Genomic DNA, 17,194 nt, shown 5'->3' on the forward strand with positions numbered 1-17,194 from the left:
ATCCCACCCATAACGCACCTTTGCGGTGCGTTATCGTCAGGTCTTAGTCACCGTAGACGTTGAAGTCGAAGTATTTCTTCGCCAGTTTGTCGTAAGTACCGTCTTTACGCAGCTCAGCAAAAGCTTTGTCGAAGGCAGCTTTCAGCTCGGTATCATCCTTACGCAGGCCAATACCGGTGCCGTCACCAAAGTATTTTTTGTCTTTCACAGACGGGCCTGCAAAGGCGAACTCTTTACCCGCAGGCTGTTTCAGGAAGCCTTCGCTTGCCGCGACTTCATCCTGGAATGCCGCATCCAGACGGCCTGCCGCCAGATCAGAGTAAATCAGATCCTGGTTCTGATAAGCCACCACGTCAACGCCTTTCTCACGCCAGTTAGCATTGGCATAGCCTTCCTGCGTCGACCCCTGCAGCACACCCACATGCTTGCCTTTCAGCGAGTCGATGGTGGGCTGAATCGGGGAACCCTTAGGCGCAATCAGGCGAGAATCCGCGGCGTAGAGCTTGTCTGAGAAGGCAATCTCCTGCTGACGTTTTTCGGTGATGGAGAGAGAAGAGATAATGGCGTCGATTTTCTTGGCTTTCAGCGACGGGATTAACGCGTCAAAGTCGCTGCCCACCCATGTGCATTTCACCGCAATGCGTTTGCACATTTCATTACCCAGATCGATATCAAACCCCACAAAATCGCCTTTCGCATCCTTGGAAGAGAATGGCGCGTAGGTTGCGTCTGTACCGATACGAACTGTCTGTGGAAGCGCTGCGTAGCTACCTGCTGCCGCACTTAACCCCACCAGCAAAGACAGAGCCAGAACCGTCTTCTTCATACATTTACCCTCAAGTACCGTGATTTTATTATGTATTGTGTTGTGTGTTGTGTTGCAGGCTTCATCTTGCAGGTCTTATGCCACATTGCCGTCTGGTTAAAACTTCGACGTTAAATATGTTAATAAAACGTTGCGATACTGCCTTAATGGTGAAAGATAGCAGGTCTGCCGAACGAACCGGAGAGAGAAAAAGGGAAAAAACGAATTAAATGTCGAGGATATGATCGCCGTTGCATAATTGCCCTGAAACAGGGCAACGTCTTTTTTCATGCACACTGTTTGTGCACAAATTCAGGCTCCCTGCCAGCGAGTGAAGAGATCGGCCGGCAGGTCAATGTCGAACTGATCGAGCACGCGGTTAACGGTCTGGTTAATCACGTCATCCAGCGAGGTCGGACGATGATAAAACGCCGGGACCGGGGGCATGATCACCGCGCCGAGTTCGGCGGCCTGGGTCATTAAACGCAAATGGCCCAGGTGCAGCGGCGTTTCCCGCACGCAGAGCACCAGAGGACGACGCTCCTTCAGCACCACATCCGCCGCGCGGGTGACCAGGGTGTCGGTATAGCTGTGCACAATGCCGGAGAGGGTTTTAATCGAACAGGGAAGGATAACCATGCCAGCCGTTTTAAACGAGCCGGAAGAGATACTGGCAGCGATATCCCGGGCATCGTGAACGACATCCGCCAGGGCCTGCACATCGCGCAGGGAGAGATCGGTCTCCAGAGAGAGGGTCTGTCGCGCCGCCTGGCTCATGACCAGATGGGTCTCGACGTCCGCCACGTCACGCAGAACCTGTAACAGACGTACGCCGTAAATCGCGCCACTGGCACCGCTGAGCCCAACAATGAGTCGTTTCATGATTTTCGCCCTTACTGATTTCAGGGCAGACTGTGCAGGATTTTGCGGGGAGTTGCAAGTGAGGGCGAACGCCCTCACCTGCCGAAGATTACCCTTCGTTGTGCATCTCTAAACTTTCGAGATCGTTTTGCAGCTGAACGGCTTTTGCGTCGTCATTGCGCAGCGAATCGAGATAGTCGAGGTACTGCTGGTCAACGTCTTTGGTGACATACACCCCGTTGAACACGGAGCATTCAAACTGCTGAATATCCGGGTTCTCGGCGCGCACCGCGTCGATGAGATCGTTCAGATCCTGGAAAATCAGGCCATCGGCACCGATGATCTGGCGAATTTCATCCACTTCGCGACCGTGAGCAATCAGCTCGTTGGCGGTTGGCATATCGATCCCGTACACGTTCGGGAAACGAATCTCTGGAGCCGCGGAAGCCAAATAGACTTTCTTCGCCCCGGCTTCGCGCGCCATTTCGATAATCTGCTCTGAGGTGGTGCCGCGCACGATGGAGTCATCCACCAGCAGCACGTTCTTGTCGCGGAACTCCGCACGGTTGGCGTTCAGCTTGCGGCGCACGGACTTACGGCGCAGCTGCTGGCCTGGCATGATAAAGGTACGGCCAACGTAGCGGTTCTTCACGAAGCCCTGACGGTATGGCTTATCGAGAATACGGGCGATTTCCAGCGCGATATCGCAGGAGGTTTCCGGGATAGGAATCACGACGTCGATATCGAGATCGTCCCACTCGCGGGCAATCTTCTCGCCAAGCTTGGTACCCATGTTCACGCGCGCGCTGTAGACGGAAATCTTGTCGATGAAGGAGTCCGGGCGGGCGAAGTAAACGTATTCAAACAGGCACGGGTTGCTGACCGGGTTATCGGCACACTGGCGGGTAAACAGCTGGCCTTTCTCGGTGATGTACACCGCTTCGCCCGGCGCCACGTCACGCAGGAACTCAAAGCCCAGAGTGTCCAGCGCCACGCTCTCAGAGGCAACCATATATTCGGTACGACCATCGCCGAGGTCGCGCTTGCCGAGCACCAGCGGACGAATGCCGTTTGGATCGCGGAAGGCCACCATACCGTGACCGATGATCATCGCCACGCAGGCGTAAGCACCGCGGATCTGGCGATTTGTCGCGGCAATCGCAGCAAAGATGTTGTCTGCTTCCAGCGGATAGTGGCGGAAGTTATCCAGCTCGCTGGCGAACACATTGAGCAGGATTTCAGAATCAGAGGTGGTGTTAATGTGGCGACGTTTCTCTTCGAACAGCTTTTTACGCAGCTCATGTGCGTTGGTCAGGTTACCGTTATGCGCCAGGGTAATGCCATACGGTGAGTTGACGTAGAAAGGCTGAGCCTCAGAGGCGCTGGAACTGCCAGCAGTAGGATAACGAACGTGACCGATCCCCATATTACCTTGCAGACGCTGCATATGGCGGGCTTCAAACACATCATTTACCAGGCCATTCGCCTTACGTAAACGGAAGCAGTTGTTTGCATCAATGGTGATGATACCCGCAGCATCCTGCCCACGGTGCTGAAGCACCGTTAACGCGTCATAAATCGACTGGTTTACCGGCATGAAACCGGCGATACCGACAATACCGCACATTCGTCTTTTCCTCGTTAAGCCACATCTCAGAACGGATTACGCTCTGGGCAAAAAACTCGACGAGCTTTGCAGATAGTCAAAGAACCATCTGATGATGAAGCTGAACTCCGGAATGAGCTGCGATTTCTGCCAGTCTTCACTTTTGGAGAACCCGGTGAAGGTATCCAGGAAGAACAGGATCGCGGCCACAATCAGCACGCCTCGTAATGCCCCGAAACAGATCCCGAGTACCCTGTCCGTTCCTGACAGACCGGTTTTCTCGACCAGCTGACCTATCACATAATTCACGATAGCGCCAACAATCAGCGTCGCGATAAACAGCACCGCGATGGCGATTCCATTTCGGACCAGTTCATCTTCAAAGCCCGTGAACCAGACAGACAGGTAAGTGTAGTAATGACTGGCGACAAAGAAAGCACAACCCCAGGTCACCAGCGATAACGCTTCACGAACAAAGCCACGGATCAGGCTAACCAGACAGGAAAAACCAATCACCGCAATGATGGCGTAATCAATCCAGACCATATATGTCCCACGATTTAACGCCCTGTCATCCAGTTCGGGGCGAATTCTAACAGAAAAAGAAAACGTTTGCGTAGGGATTTCCTTCCCGCGCGTAAATAAAAAAGGCGCTGAAAAAATGTTCAACGCCGTGGCCCTTTTGACGTTTCTTTGAACGTCTGCTCCCCCTCACCCCAGCCCTCTCCCTCAAGGGAGAGGGAGCAAACCATCCCCTCGCCCCTCTGGGGAGAGGGTTAGGGTGAGGGGAGAGATCTTATCAGTTCGCGCTGTAGCTCATCACGACGCCGCTCAGACCGGAGATCTGCTTCAGCTCGCCGAGCGAACCTTTCAGTTTGTCTTTAGACGCTTCTGGCCCCACGAGGATACGGGTAATTTTACCTTGCACCGGCGTGGAAGGTGAAGTGTAAACACGGTATCCCGCACTGCGCAATTTACCCACCACCTCATTGACCTTGTCCGCATTTTTCAGCGCGCCAAGCTGCACAACGTAAGCTTTACCCGTTGGGGCCGCCGCGTCCTGCTGAGCCGGTTTTGCTGGCGGAGGCGTCTCTGACGCCGCGGCAAGCTGTTCTGCCGTTTTATCCCGCTGCGGTTTCGGCTGTGGTTTATCGACCGGCTTCGGTTTTTCAACCGGTTTAGGCTGCTCTACCGGCACAGGATCGATATCGTTGTTGCTCGCGGCCGCCAGACGAGACGGATCGAGCGACGGTGCTGCGGCATCGCCCGCCCGTACCTCTTCAGCCGCACCTTCCGGTGGCTGAGCGGGAAGCGCCTGCGTCGCCGCGGGCAGCATATCCGGCTCATCCCGGTCGCCCGGTTTAGGGACCAGCGGAATAGCGGCAAACTCATCCTGGTAATGCTTTTTCTGCCCGTCGAGCAACCCCGGAAGAATAATCACCCCGAGCGCGACCAGCACAATGGTTCCTGTTAAACGGTTCTGAAACTTACTCGCCACCGGTTCTCCCCGCGTCCATCACTTCCATGACATGTGCCACCGTGTGGAATGAACCACACACCAGCACGGTATCTTCTGGTTTAGCATCCGCCATCGCGGCATGCCAGGCCTGCGCCACGCTAGTGTAGATTGCGCCTTTGCCGAGATGTTCCATCAGTTGCTCAGCCGTCGCGCCGCGTGGCCCCTCCAGAGGAGCACAATACCAGCTATCGACCACACTCTCCATGCAGGCCAGTGTCCCGCCGATATCTTTATCATGAAGCATACCGATAACCGCCAGCACGCGCCCGGTTTTTGGTAACGATTTGAGACGTCCCGCGAGATACGCCGCCGCATGCGGGTTGTGCGCCACATCCAGAATCAGGCGTGGTGACTCGCTGACAATCTGGAACCGCCCGGGCAGAATTGCCTGCTGTATACCGTCGCGGATCGCCTGCTCGCTCACCGCCAGCCCGCTGGCGCGAAGTGCTGCCAGAGCCGTTGCCGCGTTCGGTTGCGGTACCTGCGGCAGTGGCAGGTGCTCAAGCGTGCCCTGTGCATCGCTAAAGCGCCAGCCGTTGTCCTGAACTTCATACTGCCAGTCCACGCCGCGGCGCAGCAGACGCGCGCCCTTCTCGTTTGCGACATCCGCAATGGTGTGCGGCATATCCGGCTCGCCGACAACCGCCGGCTTATTCGCCCGGAAAATGCCAGCCTTCTCGCGGCCAATGCTTTCACGATCCGGCCCCAGCCAGTCGACATGGTCCAGCGCAATGCTGGTGACCACCGCCACATCCGCATCGACCATATTGGTGGCATCAAGACGTCCGCCGAGGCCGACCTCCAGGATCACCACATCCAGTTGAGCCTGTTTGAACAGCCACAGCGCCGACAGGGTGCCGTATTCAAAATAGGTTAATGAGATCTCACCGCGTGCGGCTTCAATTTCCGCGAACGACGCGGTATGCGCCGATTCCGGCAGTTCGCTGTTCTGCACGCGAACGCGCTCGGTGTAGCGTACCAGGTGTGGAGAGCTGTAAACGCCTACCCTGTAACCCGCAGCCATCAGGACAGATTCCAGCGTACGGCAGGTGGTGCCTTTACCGTTGGTGCCTGCGACGGTGAATACGAAAGGCGCCGGTTTTAGCACATCAAGACGCGCAGCAACCTGGCTTACGCGCTCAAGGCCCATATCGATGGTTTTACTGTGCAGGTTTTCCAGATAAGAAAGCCACGCGGCCAGGGGCGACGTGGCTTGGGGAATGCTTTTATTTTCCATAATGCCCGGTTGTCATTAACAGATTAGAAAGCAAAAGGGCAGCGCCAGCTGGCCCTGCCCTTTTCAGTTATCAGGCCTCGGGTTCCTGATCCGGTACCACCACGCCTTCGCGCGGCTCATCCGGGTTCGGCGCTGGCAGATTCATCAGCTTCGCCAGGATGCGCGCCAGCTTCAGGCGCATTTCCGGACGGCGGACGATCATGTCGATGGCACCTTTCTCGATGAGGAACTCACTGCGCTGGAAACCAGGCGGCAGTTTTTCACGAACGGTCTGTTCGATAACGCGAGGACCCGCAAAGCCGATCAGCGCTTTTGGCTCAGCGATGTTCAGATCGCCCAGCATCGCGAAGCTTGCAGAGACGCCGCCCATGGTAGGGTCGGTCAGCACAGAGATATACGGCAGACCACGCTCCTGCATTTTCGCCAGCGCAGCAGAGGTTTTCGCCATCTGCATCAGAGACATCAGGGCTTCCTGCATACGCGCCCCGCCGGAGGCAGAGAAGCAGATCAGCGGACAGTTATCTTCCAGCGCTTGCTCAACGGCACGCACAAAGCGCGCACCAACCACGGAGCCCATTGAGCCGCCCATAAAGGAGAACTCAAACGCAGCGGCAACAACCGGCATCTCATGCAGGGTGCCTTTCATCACCACCAGCGCGTCTTTCTCGCCGGTCTCTTTTTGTGCAGAGGCCAGACGATCTTTATATTTTTTGGAGTCGCGGAACTTCAGCACGTCTTTTGGCTCAAGCTCGCTGCCCAGTTCTACCAGAGAACCTTCGTCCAGCAGGCTATGCAGGCGGTTGCGCGCCGACATACGCATATGGTGGTCACACTTCGGACACACCTCAAGGTTGCGTTCCAGCTCTGCGCGATACAGAACCTGGCCGCAGCTATCACACTTCGTCCATACCCCTTCAGGAATGCTCGCTTTGCGCGTTGGGGTAATGTTGCTTTTAATTCGTTCAATCCAGCTCATTGATAACCTTTCTGCCTGAACCTGGTCGTATGCCAGTTTTGCTATAAGAGGCGAATAATGCCATTTTTGCCTCCAACAGACCATGAATGTTGCACATTAAAACATAACAGCCCGAAACTTTGGATAAAAAAGTGGTCGAACCGCCAGTGTGCATTTACTTCGCTTGTTTTGCCGCCGCACGTTTGTGACGAATAATTTCGATAACGCCCGGCAGGACGGAAAGCACAATAATCGCTACAATCAGTAACTTAAGATTTTCCTGAACCACCGGGAGATCGCCAAACAGATAGCCTGCATAGGTAAACAGCAGTACCCACAGCAGCGCGCCCACCACGTTATAAGCCGCAAAATGACGATAGGACATATGCCCCATTCCCGCCACAAACGGTGCGAATGTACGCACAATAGGTACGAAACGCGCAAGGATAATGGTTTTTCCACCATGGCGTTCATAAAACGCATGGGTTTTGTCCAGATAGCTGCGACGGAAAATTTTCGAATCCGGATTGCTGAACAGCCGCTCACCGAACACGCGACCAATGGTGTAGTTGACCGCGTCACCGACAATCGCGGCAATCACCATCAGTACCACCATAAGGTGCACGTTCAGATCGTTGGTGGGTAACGCCGACAACGCCCCGGCGACAAACAGCAGTGAATCGCCCGGCAGGAAGGGGGTAACGACCAGACCGGTTTCACAAAACAGAATGAGGAACAGAATGGCATAAACCCAGACGCCATACTGCGCGACCAGCTCTGCCAGGTGAACATCAATATGCAGGATGAAATCAATCAAAAAACGAATTACGTCCATATTGTCTAAGCCTTAATTGCACCTTTGTTTAGTCCGCTAAAAAGAGCGGCCCCATTGGCGGTTTCGGCAGGTCAAACCGATCCGGATAGTCTACCGAGACCAGATACAACCCTTCCGCTTTCGCCGTGGCTGCCGCAAGCGTTCTGTCCTTCGCTGCCAGCAGGTCTGCAATCCAGCTCTCCGGCTGGTGTCCGGCACCCACTTCCATCAGGCTGCCCACAATATTCCGCACCATATGATGTACAAAGGCATTGGCTTTGATATCCACCACCACATACGCGCCAAAACGGCTGACGTTTATGTGCATGACGTTACGCCACGGCGTGCGGGACTGACACTGCACCGCACGAAATGAGGTAAAGTCATTTTCACCAATCAGACACTGCGCCGCACGATGCATGCGTTCCGCATCGAGCGGTTCATAAAAATGCGTCACGCCCTGGCTTAATACCGCCGGACGCAGACGCTGGTTGTAGATGACATAACGGTAACGACGCGCCGTGGCGCTGAAGCGCGCATGAAAATCATCCGGTACAGCTTTCACCCAGCGCACCGCAATGTCACCAGGTAAATTCGCATTTACACCCAGCGTCCAGGCGGCATCTTTACGCACCGCGGTGGTTTCAAAGTGCACCACCTGCCCCGTCCCGTGGACACCAGCGTCAGTGCGCCCCGCGCACAGGACGTTGATCGGCTCGTTTGCCACCTGAGAAAGCGCTTTCTCCAGCTTTTCCTGGACGCTACGCACCTCATTCTGACGCTGCCAGCCATAATATTTACTGCCGTCGTACTCAATACCGAGGGCAATTTTATGAACCGGCTTTTGATCCACTGCGGACATCAGTACAGGTACTCCTGCACCAGTTTTTCAGCGATCTTCACCGCCATCAGCGCGCCGCCAAAGCGGACGTTATCGGCAACAGACCAGAACTGAACCTGCTCCGGCATACCGTAATCGTTACGCACGCAGCCGACAGAGAGGTGCGCGCTTCCGGTAGCGTCACCCACCTGGGTCGGGAACTCGCGCTCTTCGGAAAGCACAATATCTTCACCGCGGCCAAACGCATCACGCGCCTCTTCCGCCGCCAGCGGGCGTAGCGCCTCAAAACTCACCATCTGCGCGTGACCGTAAAAGACCGGGGACTGCACAACGTTTGCGGAGATCATCAGGCCATCGTCCTGTAGAATTTTACGCGCTTCGTCCACGATACGGCGCTCTTCGCGCACGGAGCCCTGATTATCTGGCAGCATCGGCAGCATGTTGAACGCCAGCTGGCGACCAAAGAAATCATCTTCGTCAATCGGGATGCCGTTCAGCAGCTTCGCGCTCTGCCCTGCCAGCGCATCGACGGCCTTTTTGCCGTTCGCGGACACGGAAAGCAGGCTGGTGACGGCAATGCGCGACAGGCCACCGTCGTCGATCAGCGGTTTCAGGGCCGTCAGCAGCTGACTGGTCAGGCTGTCAGGTACCGCGATGATGTTGCGGTTACGGTAGTCGGCCAGCACGAACGGGTTCACGTCCGGCACCACCAGCGGCACGTCCGGCTCCAGAGCGAACAGGCCGCTCAGGTCGATCACCAGACAGCCGGCATTGGTCGCCTCTTCAATGTACGCCGCCGTGGCTTCAGCGCCCGCGGCGAAAAACGCCAGCTGCGCCTGCGTCCAGTCGAACGCGGCGGCATCCTGGACCATGACGGACTTACTGTTGAAACGCAGATGCTCACCCGCGCTGTCGGTACGCGCCAGCGCATAGATATCGCCCACCGGGAACTGACGCTCAGCAAGGGTTTCGAGCAGGGCTTCGCCCACGGCACCCGTGGCACCTAAAATGGCAATGTTCCAGCCTTCAGACATGGTGGTTTACTCCAGAAATAAAAAAGCGTCCCTGTCGGAGTATCCGACAGGGAGCATTAAGAAGACATTAATGCGCCGGGTGATGAACGGCGTTAAAACCCAGCTTGTGCAGCAGCGTCGCCGCCGGGGCGTCATCGCACATCACATACAGGGAAGACCACTCGCGGCGCTCAACGTAGTGCTTGCGCAGCTTATCAAACTCACCCGGGATCCCCGCCACTTTACGCAGCAGCGCATCATCGCGGCGCACATCATACACCAAATGCACCAGCCTTTTCAGCGTTGCCTGATCGAGCGGACCGTGCAGGGTAATACGGCCAAATTCAGGCGCGGGGAGTAAGGTATCCAGCGCCACCTGCTGCGGGTGGCCAATAAAGGCGCTGTAGGCCTCGAAGACCTGCGTCGTACCGCGCGCTTTCCCCTCAAGCGTATAACCCGCGATATGTGCGGTCGCAACGTCCACCCTGTTCAGCAGCGCAACGTTGAGTTCCGGCTCTGGTTCCCAGACGTCCAGCACCACGCTGAGATCCTGTCCCGCTTCCAGACATTTCAGCAGCGCGGCGTTATCCACCACCGGACCACGGCAGGCATTTATCAGAATAGTGCCAGCCTTCAGACGGCGGATCAGCGCCTCGTCAGCCAGATGCAAAGTCTTATACGGCCCCTCTTTAAACAGCGGTGTGTGGAACGTCAGGACATCGCACTGTTCAACCAGCTCATCCAGCGAGCGGAAATCCCCCTCCTCGCCGTTGTCTTTGCGCGGCGGATCGCACAGCAGCGTGCGGATCCCTAACGCTTCCAGGCGCTTTTGCAGGCGTCCGCCAACGTTGCCCACGCCGACAATCCCCACCGTGCGGTCTTTCAGCACAAAACCGTCGCGCTCGGCCAGCATCAGCAGCGAGGAGAAAACGTATTCCACGACGGCAATGGCATTACAGCCCGGCGCGGCGGAAAAACCGATCCCGGCCTGCGCAAGCCATTTATCATCCACATGATCGGTTCCTGCCGTTGCGGTCCCGACGAACTTGATCCCTTTACCGGCGAGCAGTGCCTCATTTACTTTGGTCACCGAGCGCACCATCAGCGCGTCTGCGTCATCCAGTTCGTTGACCGGGATCGGGCGACCAGGGACAGCCTTCACGTTACCCAGGCGGCTAAACAGCTCACGGGCATAAGGCATATTTTCATCAACGAGGATTTTCACGTCTGAGTACCTGTTTGAGAGGAAGAAAACCTGCCAAGTGTGCCATAATCTGGCCGCCAGGCATATACGTATGCCAGGTTTACGCTGAGTTTTGACTTTAAGGATTTTTGACGATGCAGCCCATTTCAGGTACGCCGCCGCGCCCTCCGGGTGAAGGCCCTGTCACGCAAAACGTTGCCGGTGAACAACCGCTATCCACGCAACAGCGCACCGTGCTGGAGCGCCTGATCACGCGCCTGATTGCGCTGACTTCGCAGCAAAATGCGGAAGTCTGGGCCGGGGTAAAGCATGACCTGGGTATGAGAAACGACGCGCCGCTCCAGTCGCGCCACTTCCCTGCCGCTGAGCAAAACCTGAACCAGCGTATTACCACCGCGCAGCAGAACCACACCACGCGCCAGATTGTCGCGCAGCTGACGGAGCTGTTGGGCCAGGGGAATAACCGCCAGGCGGTGAGTGATTTTATTCGCCAGCAGTATGGTCAGACCGCTCTGGGTCAGCTGACGCCGGAGCAGCTTAAAACGGTGCTGACGCTGCTGCAGAACAATGAGCTCTCTATTCCACAGCCTCAGGTGCGTCCGTCGACCGAACGCTCGCTGCTGCCTGCCGAGCACAACACGCTTAAGCAGATGGTGACCAAGCTTGCCGCGGCCACCGGCGAACCGACGAAGCTTATCTGGCAATCCATGCTGGAGTTGTCCGGCGTGAAGGCGGGCGAGCTGATCCCCGCAAAACAGTTTACCCATCTGGTAACCTGGCTGCAGGCGCGCCAGACGCTCAGCACCCAGAGCGCCCCTACCCTGCATACCGTTCAGGCTGCGCTCAAACAGCCGCTGGAACCGCATGAGTTTGAGATGATTCGGGACTATGCCCAGCAAAACTGGCAGGCCACCCCGCAAACGGTTCTGACCACCGCGCAGGTGCAGGATGTGCTCAATCAGATCTTTGTTCGCCGCGCCGAGCGCGAAGGCGGCGTACCGGAGGTGAGAGATATTCAGCCGATCTACAGCCCGCTGTTTGCGCCGGTTGTGGAGACGTTCAGAACCCTCTCTGCGCGTCCGGGATTGCTGTTTATTGCGTTACTGATTGCACTGGCGATTTTCTGGCTGGTTGCCTGAGGATTTGCCCGGTGGCGCTACGCTTACCGGGCCTACAACGCCCCGAACCGTAGGCCGGGTAAGGCGCAGCCGCCACCCGGCAACAACGGCTCACGTTCTGCGAAACGCCACCAGCGTCACCACAATCCCCACCACTGCGGAAACCGCACCAGCCAGGAAGACGGACGGATAGCCAAACGACGTCGCTAACAGCCCGGCCAGCGGCCCGGTTACGCCGTATGAGATATCCTGAAACGCCGCATAACCGCCGAGCGCCGTACCCCGCACCTGCGGGGCCACGCGCTTCACCACTTCCACACCAAGTGCCGGGAAAATCAGAGAACAGCCGCAGCCGGTCAGCGCCGCGCCAAGCAGCGCAACGGATGCCACGGGTGCATTCCACAACAGCAGAAGACCGATAGTTTCAATGACCAGCGACGCCACCGCCACCTTCACACCGCCAAAGCGATCCGGCATCCAGCCGAAGAATACGCGCATCAGCACAAACGCACCGCCAAACGCGGTGAGCGTAAAGCCGGCCATCGCCCAGCCACGGCTCATAAAATAGAGCGAGACGAAGGTACCAATTACCGCAAAGCCCACGCCCTGCAGCGCCAGGCCAAGACCCGGCTGCCAGATTTGGCCGACCACGCTCCACAGGGAAGGACGCTCACCTTTGTGCGCGGGCACTTTACGCACCGAGCCGTTAAAGGCCCACGCCAGCAGCGGCAGCAGCATGGTGGTGGCCGCAAGCGTCGCAAACCCAAACTGGCTATTGATGAGCAGCCCAAGCGGCGCACCGGCGGCCAGGGCGCCATAGATAGCCATGCCGTTCCAGGACATCACCTTGCCGGAACGGGCGGGCCCCACCAACCCCATTCCCCAGGTCAGGGTGCCGGTCAGCAACTGGCTTTCACCAAAACCGAGGATCAAACGGCCCAGCACCAGCAGAGCAAATTTATACGCCGCGTCTACCGGCAGGAGCGCGGCCAGCAGCCATGCGCCGCCCGCCAGCCCACAGGCACACATTCCCTGGAGCGCTGAACGTTTCGCACCGTGCTGATCCGCCAGTCGCCCGGCGTAACCGCGGGTTAATACCGTGGCTAAAAACTGAATGCCTACAGCGATGCCAACCATGGTGTTGCCATACCCGAGCTCCTGATGAACGAACAGCGGGATCACCGGCAGTGGCAGGCCAACGGTCATATAGGTCAGGAATACCGCAAAAGCGATACGGAACAGCGAGACATTCGCTGAAGAGGTTGTTTCTGTTTGAGTGACTGCAGTCATGCTTTACTCCGAAATGAAGAGTAAGGCGGGGAAATGCCACGCCCCCTCTACCTGTTTACCAGGATTAAGGTGCGTTGGTTGACGTTAAACGCTTACGCATTATCGTGAGGATAATGTTGAGGTGTGAAGTTTGCCTGTGCAATCAGCCGCTTGTCAATGCATAAAAAAAGGGAGCCTTATGGCTCCCCTTTCGAATCAAACATAAAACTTATACTTTGTACTTACGCATCACCAGCGTGGCGTTAGTACCACCAAAACCGAAGCTGTTGGACATGACGGTGGTCAGTGTCGCTTCCGTTGGTTTGGTCACGATGTTCAGGCCAGCCGCCTGCTCATCCATCTCTTCAATGTTGATGCTTGGAGCGATAAAGCCATTTTCCAGCATCAGCAGAGAGTAGATCGCTTCCTGCACGCCCGCCGCACCCAGAGAGTGACCGGTCATGGCTTTGGTCGCAGAGATCGCCGGGCTGTTGTCGCCGAACACTTCGCGGATCGCCCCCAGCTCTTTCACGTCGCCTACAGGCGTAGAGGTACCGTGGGAGTTCAGGTAGTCGATTGGGGTATCAACGCCGTGCATCGCCATCTTCATGCAACGTACCGCGCCTTCGCCGGATGGCGCAACCATGTCGGCGCCGTCAGATGTGGCACCGTAGCCCACGATCTCAGCGTAGATGTGCGCGCCACGTGCCAACGCGTGCTCCAGCTCTTCAACCACAACCATACCGCCGCCGCCTGCGATAACGAAACCGTCACGGTGTGCGTCATAGGTACGGGAGGCTTTATCTGGCGTCTCGTTGTATTTGGTGGACAGTGCGCCCATAGCGTCGAATTCACAGGCCATTTCCCAGCCCAGCTCCTCGCCGCCGCCAGCAAATACGATGTCCTGTTTACCCAGCTGGATCTGCTCAACCGCATTACCGATGCAGTGCGCGGAAGTCGCACACGCGGAGCTGATGGAGTAGTTCACACCGTGGATTTTGAACGGGGTCGCCAGGCACGCGGAAACCGCAGAACCCATGGCTTTGGTCACCACGTACGGACCTACCGCTTTCAGACCACGCGGGCTACGCATTGCGTCAGCACCGAATACCTGCGCTTTTGAGGAGCCGCCGGAGCCGGCGATCAGACCCACGCGCGGGTTGTTCTGATAAACCTCTTCACTCAGGCCGGAATCTTTGATCGCTTCCTGCATGGAGAGATAAGCATAAATAGAGGCATCGTTCATGAAACGAACCACTTTGCGGTCAATCAAACCGGTGGTGTCCAGTTTGACGTTACCCCATACGTGGCTACGCATACCTGAATCTTTAAACTCTTCAGAGAAAGTGATCCCGGAGCGTCCTTCACGCAGAGATGCCAGGACTTCCTGCTGGTTATTACCGATGCTGGAAACAATGCCCAGGCCAGTAATCACTGCACGTTTCATTCAATACCTCTGTAAGTCGCACTATAGTAAGTTTCGAGTCGCACAATAGCGTACACTTGTACGCCGAACAAGTCCGATCAGACATTTTCTGCGGAAATTTGCACCGATGGACTCACATCGTTAAGATCGTGCCACTGCCTGTCAGACGAGTAACTTACGTGAAACAAAACGCTATACAACCCGCCAACCTCGAATTCAACGCTGAGGGTACACCTGTTTCCCGAGATTTTGATGACGTCTATTTTTCTAATGATAACGGACTGGAAGAAACCCGTTATGTTTTCCTCGACGGAAACCAGCTCAGCACCCGCTTCCCGGCCCATCCGCGGAGCCTGTTTGTGGTGGCGGAGAGCGGGTTCGGCACCGGGCTGAATTTTTTAACCCTCTGGCAGGCGTTCGATCGGTTTCACGCTGCACATCCTGAGGCTACGCTACAAAGATTACATTTCATCAGTTTCGAAAAATTCCCGCTCACCGCGCACGACCTGCGGCTTGCCCATCAGCGCTGGCCGGAGCTTGCAACCTGGGCAGAGCAGCTTCAGGCGCAGTGGCCGCCCCACATCGGCGGCTGCCATCGCCTGATTCTGGACGGTGGACGCGTCACGCTGGACCTCTGGCTGGGCGACATCAACGATCTGACCGACAAGCTTGATGATTCGATGAATCAGAAGGTGGACGCATGGTTCCTTGACGGCTTTGCTCCCGCCAAAAACCCGGATATGTGGAGCCAGCATCTGTTTAACGCGATGGCGCGACTGGCGCGCCCTGGCGCGACGCTCGCCACCTTCACCTCGGCAGGCTTTGTCCGCCGCGGGCTGCAGGAGGCGGGCTTTACCATGCAGAAGACCAAAGGTTTCGGCCGCAAGCGCGACATGCTGGTCGGCAGAATGGAGCACTCGCTGGATATCCCGGCCAGCACGCCCTGGTTTGCGCGCCGTGCCAGCGCATCCCATGAGGTTGCCATCATTGGCGGGGGGATTGCCAGTGCCCTGCTCTCGCTCGCGCTTATCCACCGTGGCTGGCAGGTCACGCTCTACTGTGCTGACGACGCGCCTGCAAACGGCGCCTCCGGCAACCGCCAGGGCGCGCTCTATCCGCTTTTAAGTGCGCATGACCCGGCGCTGTTCCAGTTTTTCCCGGCGGCGTTTACCTTCGCCCGTCGCCTGTATGACGCCCTTCCGGTGGCATTCGACCACGACTGGTGCGGCGTCACGCAGCTCGCCTGGGATGAGAAGAGCCAGCAAAAAATCACCCAAATGCTGTCGCTGGGCCTGCCTGACGAGATTGCCCGCCCGGTGAGCGCACCGCAGGTGGCAGAAAGCGCTGGCGTAGAGACGCACTGCGGCGGCATTCAGTACCCCCTCGGCGGCTGGCTGTGCCCGGCAGAACTGACCACCGCGGTCATTGCCCTGGCGCAGTCGCGCGGACTGACGGTGCACTATGCCCACAACGTGGAATCACTCAGCCGGACAGAACAGTGGGATCTGCATTTTGCCGATGGCAACACGGCGCACCATGCCAGCGTCGTTCTCGCCAACGGGCACCACATCAGCCAGTTTATCCAGACAGCGACGTTGCCGGTGTATCCGGTCGGCGGTCAGGTGAGCCATATCCCTTCGACGCCTGATCTGGGCAAACTGCGCCAGGTGCTGTGCTATGACGGCTACCTGACGCCGCAGAATCCGTCTAACGGTCACCACTGTATCGGGGCCAGCTATCATCGCGGCGAAACGGATATGCGCTACAGTGAGGCGGATCAGACGCAAAACCGTCAGCGCCTGGTTGACTGTTTCCCGGATGCAGCGTGGGCGAAAACGGTTGACATCAGTGCCGAAGACGCGCGCTGCGGCGTGCGCTGTGCCACCCGCGATCATCTGCCGATGGCGGGAAACGTGCCGGACTACGACGCCACGCTGGCGGTCTATTCGGATCTGGCTGAACATCAGGAAACGGCGGTGACTTCACCGGTCTACCCGGAACTGTTTATGCTGGGCGGGCTGGGTTCGCGCGGGCTCTGTTCTGCACCGCTGCTGGCCGAAGTATTAGCCGCGCAAATGAGCGACGAGCCGCTTCCGCTGGACAGGGTTACGCTTGCGGGACTGAATCCGAATCGCTTGTGGGTGCGGAAGCTGCTGAAGGGGAAAATGGTTAAGTAAAGTGCGGCCAAATCCCCTCACCCTAACCCTCTCCTCAAAGGGGAGAGGGAAGAGAAGGCGGCTTAGCGTTTAGCCTGCTGGAACAGGTTATCCCACATGCCCAGCACCAGAGACTGGTCGCGCGGAGAGAGTTCTCCTGCCTGAATAGCTTTCTCCAGACTACGGGTGACTTCATCGTGAACGGCCTCGGCAGAGTGATCGTCCCCGGCCTCCAGCTCAGCAATAGCCAGCGTCAGGTGACCACGCAGATAACCGCTGGCGAACAGCTCATCATCGCTGGCGTGTTCCACCATGTCATCAATTAACGCCAGAATGCGTGATTCAAATTCTGCGATCATCTTCTTTCCTC

Annotated in this window: 16 protein-coding genes; 2 read left to right on the top strand and 14 right to left on the bottom strand. The window is 57.2% G+C overall.

The genetic code is table 11. The features are described from left to right. Positions 1 to 43: 43 nt before the first annotated feature. The 11 genes from argT to pdxB form a co-directional block, all read right to left on the bottom strand. The gene (gene argT / locus GM298_RS13190) at positions 44 to 826 is read right to left on the bottom strand and encodes a lysine/arginine/ornithine ABC transporter substrate-binding protein ArgT (RefSeq protein WP_025757162.1); all 783 of its coding nucleotides are present in this window, start codon (positions 824 to 826) and stop codon (positions 44 to 46) included. Positions 827 to 1,117: 291 nt separating this feature from the next. Next, positions 1,118 to 1,687 carry a UbiX family flavin prenyltransferase gene (locus tag GM298_RS13195; protein ID WP_025757161.1) on the bottom strand — a complete coding sequence of 190 codons (570 nt, stop codon included), beginning with the start codon at positions 1,685 to 1,687 and terminating at the stop codon, positions 1,118 to 1,120. An 88-nt stretch (positions 1,688 to 1,775) separates the two neighbouring features. After that, positions 1,776 to 3,293 carry an amidophosphoribosyltransferase gene (gene purF / locus GM298_RS13200; RefSeq protein ID WP_045285794.1) on the bottom strand — a complete coding sequence of 506 codons (1,518 nt, stop codon included), beginning with the start codon at positions 3,291 to 3,293 and terminating at the stop codon, positions 1,776 to 1,778. Between the two features lie 36 nt (positions 3,294 to 3,329). Continuing rightward, positions 3,330 to 3,818: a colicin V production protein gene (gene cvpA, locus GM298_RS13205; RefSeq protein ID WP_000262116.1), complete on the bottom strand. Its 489-nt coding sequence runs from the start codon at positions 3,816 to 3,818 to the stop codon at positions 3,330 to 3,332. A 253-nt stretch (positions 3,819 to 4,071) separates the two neighbouring features. Next, positions 4,072 to 4,770 carry a cell division protein DedD gene (gene dedD, locus GM298_RS13210; protein WP_025757159.1) on the bottom strand — a complete coding sequence of 233 codons (699 nt, stop codon included), beginning with the start codon at positions 4,768 to 4,770 and terminating at the stop codon, positions 4,072 to 4,074. Beyond that, on the bottom strand, positions 4,760 to 6,028 hold the full coding sequence (folC, locus tag GM298_RS13215) for a bifunctional tetrahydrofolate synthase/dihydrofolate synthase (protein ID WP_047959158.1): 1,269 nt from the start codon (positions 6,026 to 6,028) through the stop codon (positions 4,760 to 4,762). The genes dedD and folC overlap by 11 nt, the downstream gene beginning before the upstream one ends. A 70-nt stretch (positions 6,029 to 6,098) precedes the next feature. After that, complete coding sequence (gene accD, locus GM298_RS13220) at positions 6,099 to 7,004, bottom strand: acetyl-CoA carboxylase, carboxyltransferase subunit beta (RefSeq protein WP_025757157.1); 906 nt, start codon at positions 7,002 to 7,004, stop codon at positions 6,099 to 6,101. A 154-nt stretch (positions 7,005 to 7,158) separates the two neighbouring features. Beyond that, entirely contained in the window at positions 7,159 to 7,818 is a 660-nt protein-coding gene (locus tag GM298_RS13225) for a DedA family protein (RefSeq protein WP_039263236.1), read from the bottom strand. Between the two features lie 28 nt (positions 7,819 to 7,846). Then, positions 7,847 to 8,659: a tRNA pseudouridine(38-40) synthase TruA gene (gene truA, locus GM298_RS13230; protein ID WP_025757155.1), complete on the bottom strand. Its 813-nt coding sequence runs from the start codon at positions 8,657 to 8,659 to the stop codon at positions 7,847 to 7,849. Beyond that, positions 8,659 to 9,672: an aspartate-semialdehyde dehydrogenase gene (locus tag GM298_RS13235; protein WP_025757154.1), complete on the bottom strand. Its 1,014-nt coding sequence runs from the start codon at positions 9,670 to 9,672 to the stop codon at positions 8,659 to 8,661. Before GM298_RS13235 ends, truA begins: the two co-directional genes overlap by 1 nt. A 67-nt stretch (positions 9,673 to 9,739) precedes the next feature. Continuing rightward, a complete protein-coding gene (gene pdxB / locus GM298_RS13240) occupies positions 9,740 to 10,876 on the bottom strand; it encodes a 4-phosphoerythronate dehydrogenase PdxB (RefSeq protein ID WP_266154229.1) in 1,137 nt (378 codons plus the stop codon). Between the two features lie 113 nt (positions 10,877 to 10,989). On the opposite strand from pdxB, the gene flk reads away from it, so the two are divergent. Further along, the gene (gene flk / locus GM298_RS13245) at positions 10,990 to 11,994 is read left to right on the top strand and encodes a flagella biosynthesis regulator Flk (RefSeq protein WP_045285799.1); all 1,005 of its coding nucleotides are present in this window, start codon (positions 10,990 to 10,992) and stop codon (positions 11,992 to 11,994) included. 90 nt (positions 11,995 to 12,084) lie between these two features. On the opposite strand, the gene GM298_RS13250 is transcribed toward flk, so the two are convergent. Both GM298_RS13250 and fabB read right to left on the bottom strand, forming a co-directional pair. Then, entirely contained in the window at positions 12,085 to 13,263 is a 1,179-nt protein-coding gene (locus GM298_RS13250) for an MFS transporter (RefSeq protein WP_252087547.1), read from the bottom strand. 208 nt (positions 13,264 to 13,471) lie between these two features. Continuing rightward, positions 13,472 to 14,689 carry a beta-ketoacyl-ACP synthase I gene (gene fabB / locus GM298_RS13255; RefSeq protein ID WP_266154230.1) on the bottom strand — a complete coding sequence of 406 codons (1,218 nt, stop codon included), beginning with the start codon at positions 14,687 to 14,689 and terminating at the stop codon, positions 13,472 to 13,474. Between the two features lie 158 nt (positions 14,690 to 14,847). On the opposite strand from fabB, the gene mnmC reads away from it, so the two are divergent. Beyond that, complete coding sequence (gene mnmC, locus GM298_RS13260) at positions 14,848 to 16,845, top strand: bifunctional tRNA (5-methylaminomethyl-2-thiouridine)(34)-methyltransferase MnmD/FAD-dependent 5-carboxymethylaminomethyl-2-thiouridine(34) oxidoreductase MnmC (protein WP_266154231.1); 1,998 nt, start codon at positions 14,848 to 14,850, stop codon at positions 16,843 to 16,845. A 62-nt stretch (positions 16,846 to 16,907) separates the two neighbouring features. Here mnmC and GM298_RS13265 read toward each other — a convergent pair whose 3' ends face one another. Next, complete coding sequence (locus GM298_RS13265; protein WP_025757148.1) at positions 16,908 to 17,183, bottom strand: YfcL family protein; 276 nt, start codon at positions 17,181 to 17,183, stop codon at positions 16,908 to 16,910. Positions 17,184 to 17,194 lie beyond the last annotated feature (11 nt).

This window comes from Enterobacter sp. HSTU-ASh6, assembly GCF_026319105.1.
GTDB lineage: Bacteria > Pseudomonadota > Gammaproteobacteria > Enterobacterales > Enterobacteriaceae > Enterobacter > Enterobacter sichuanensis.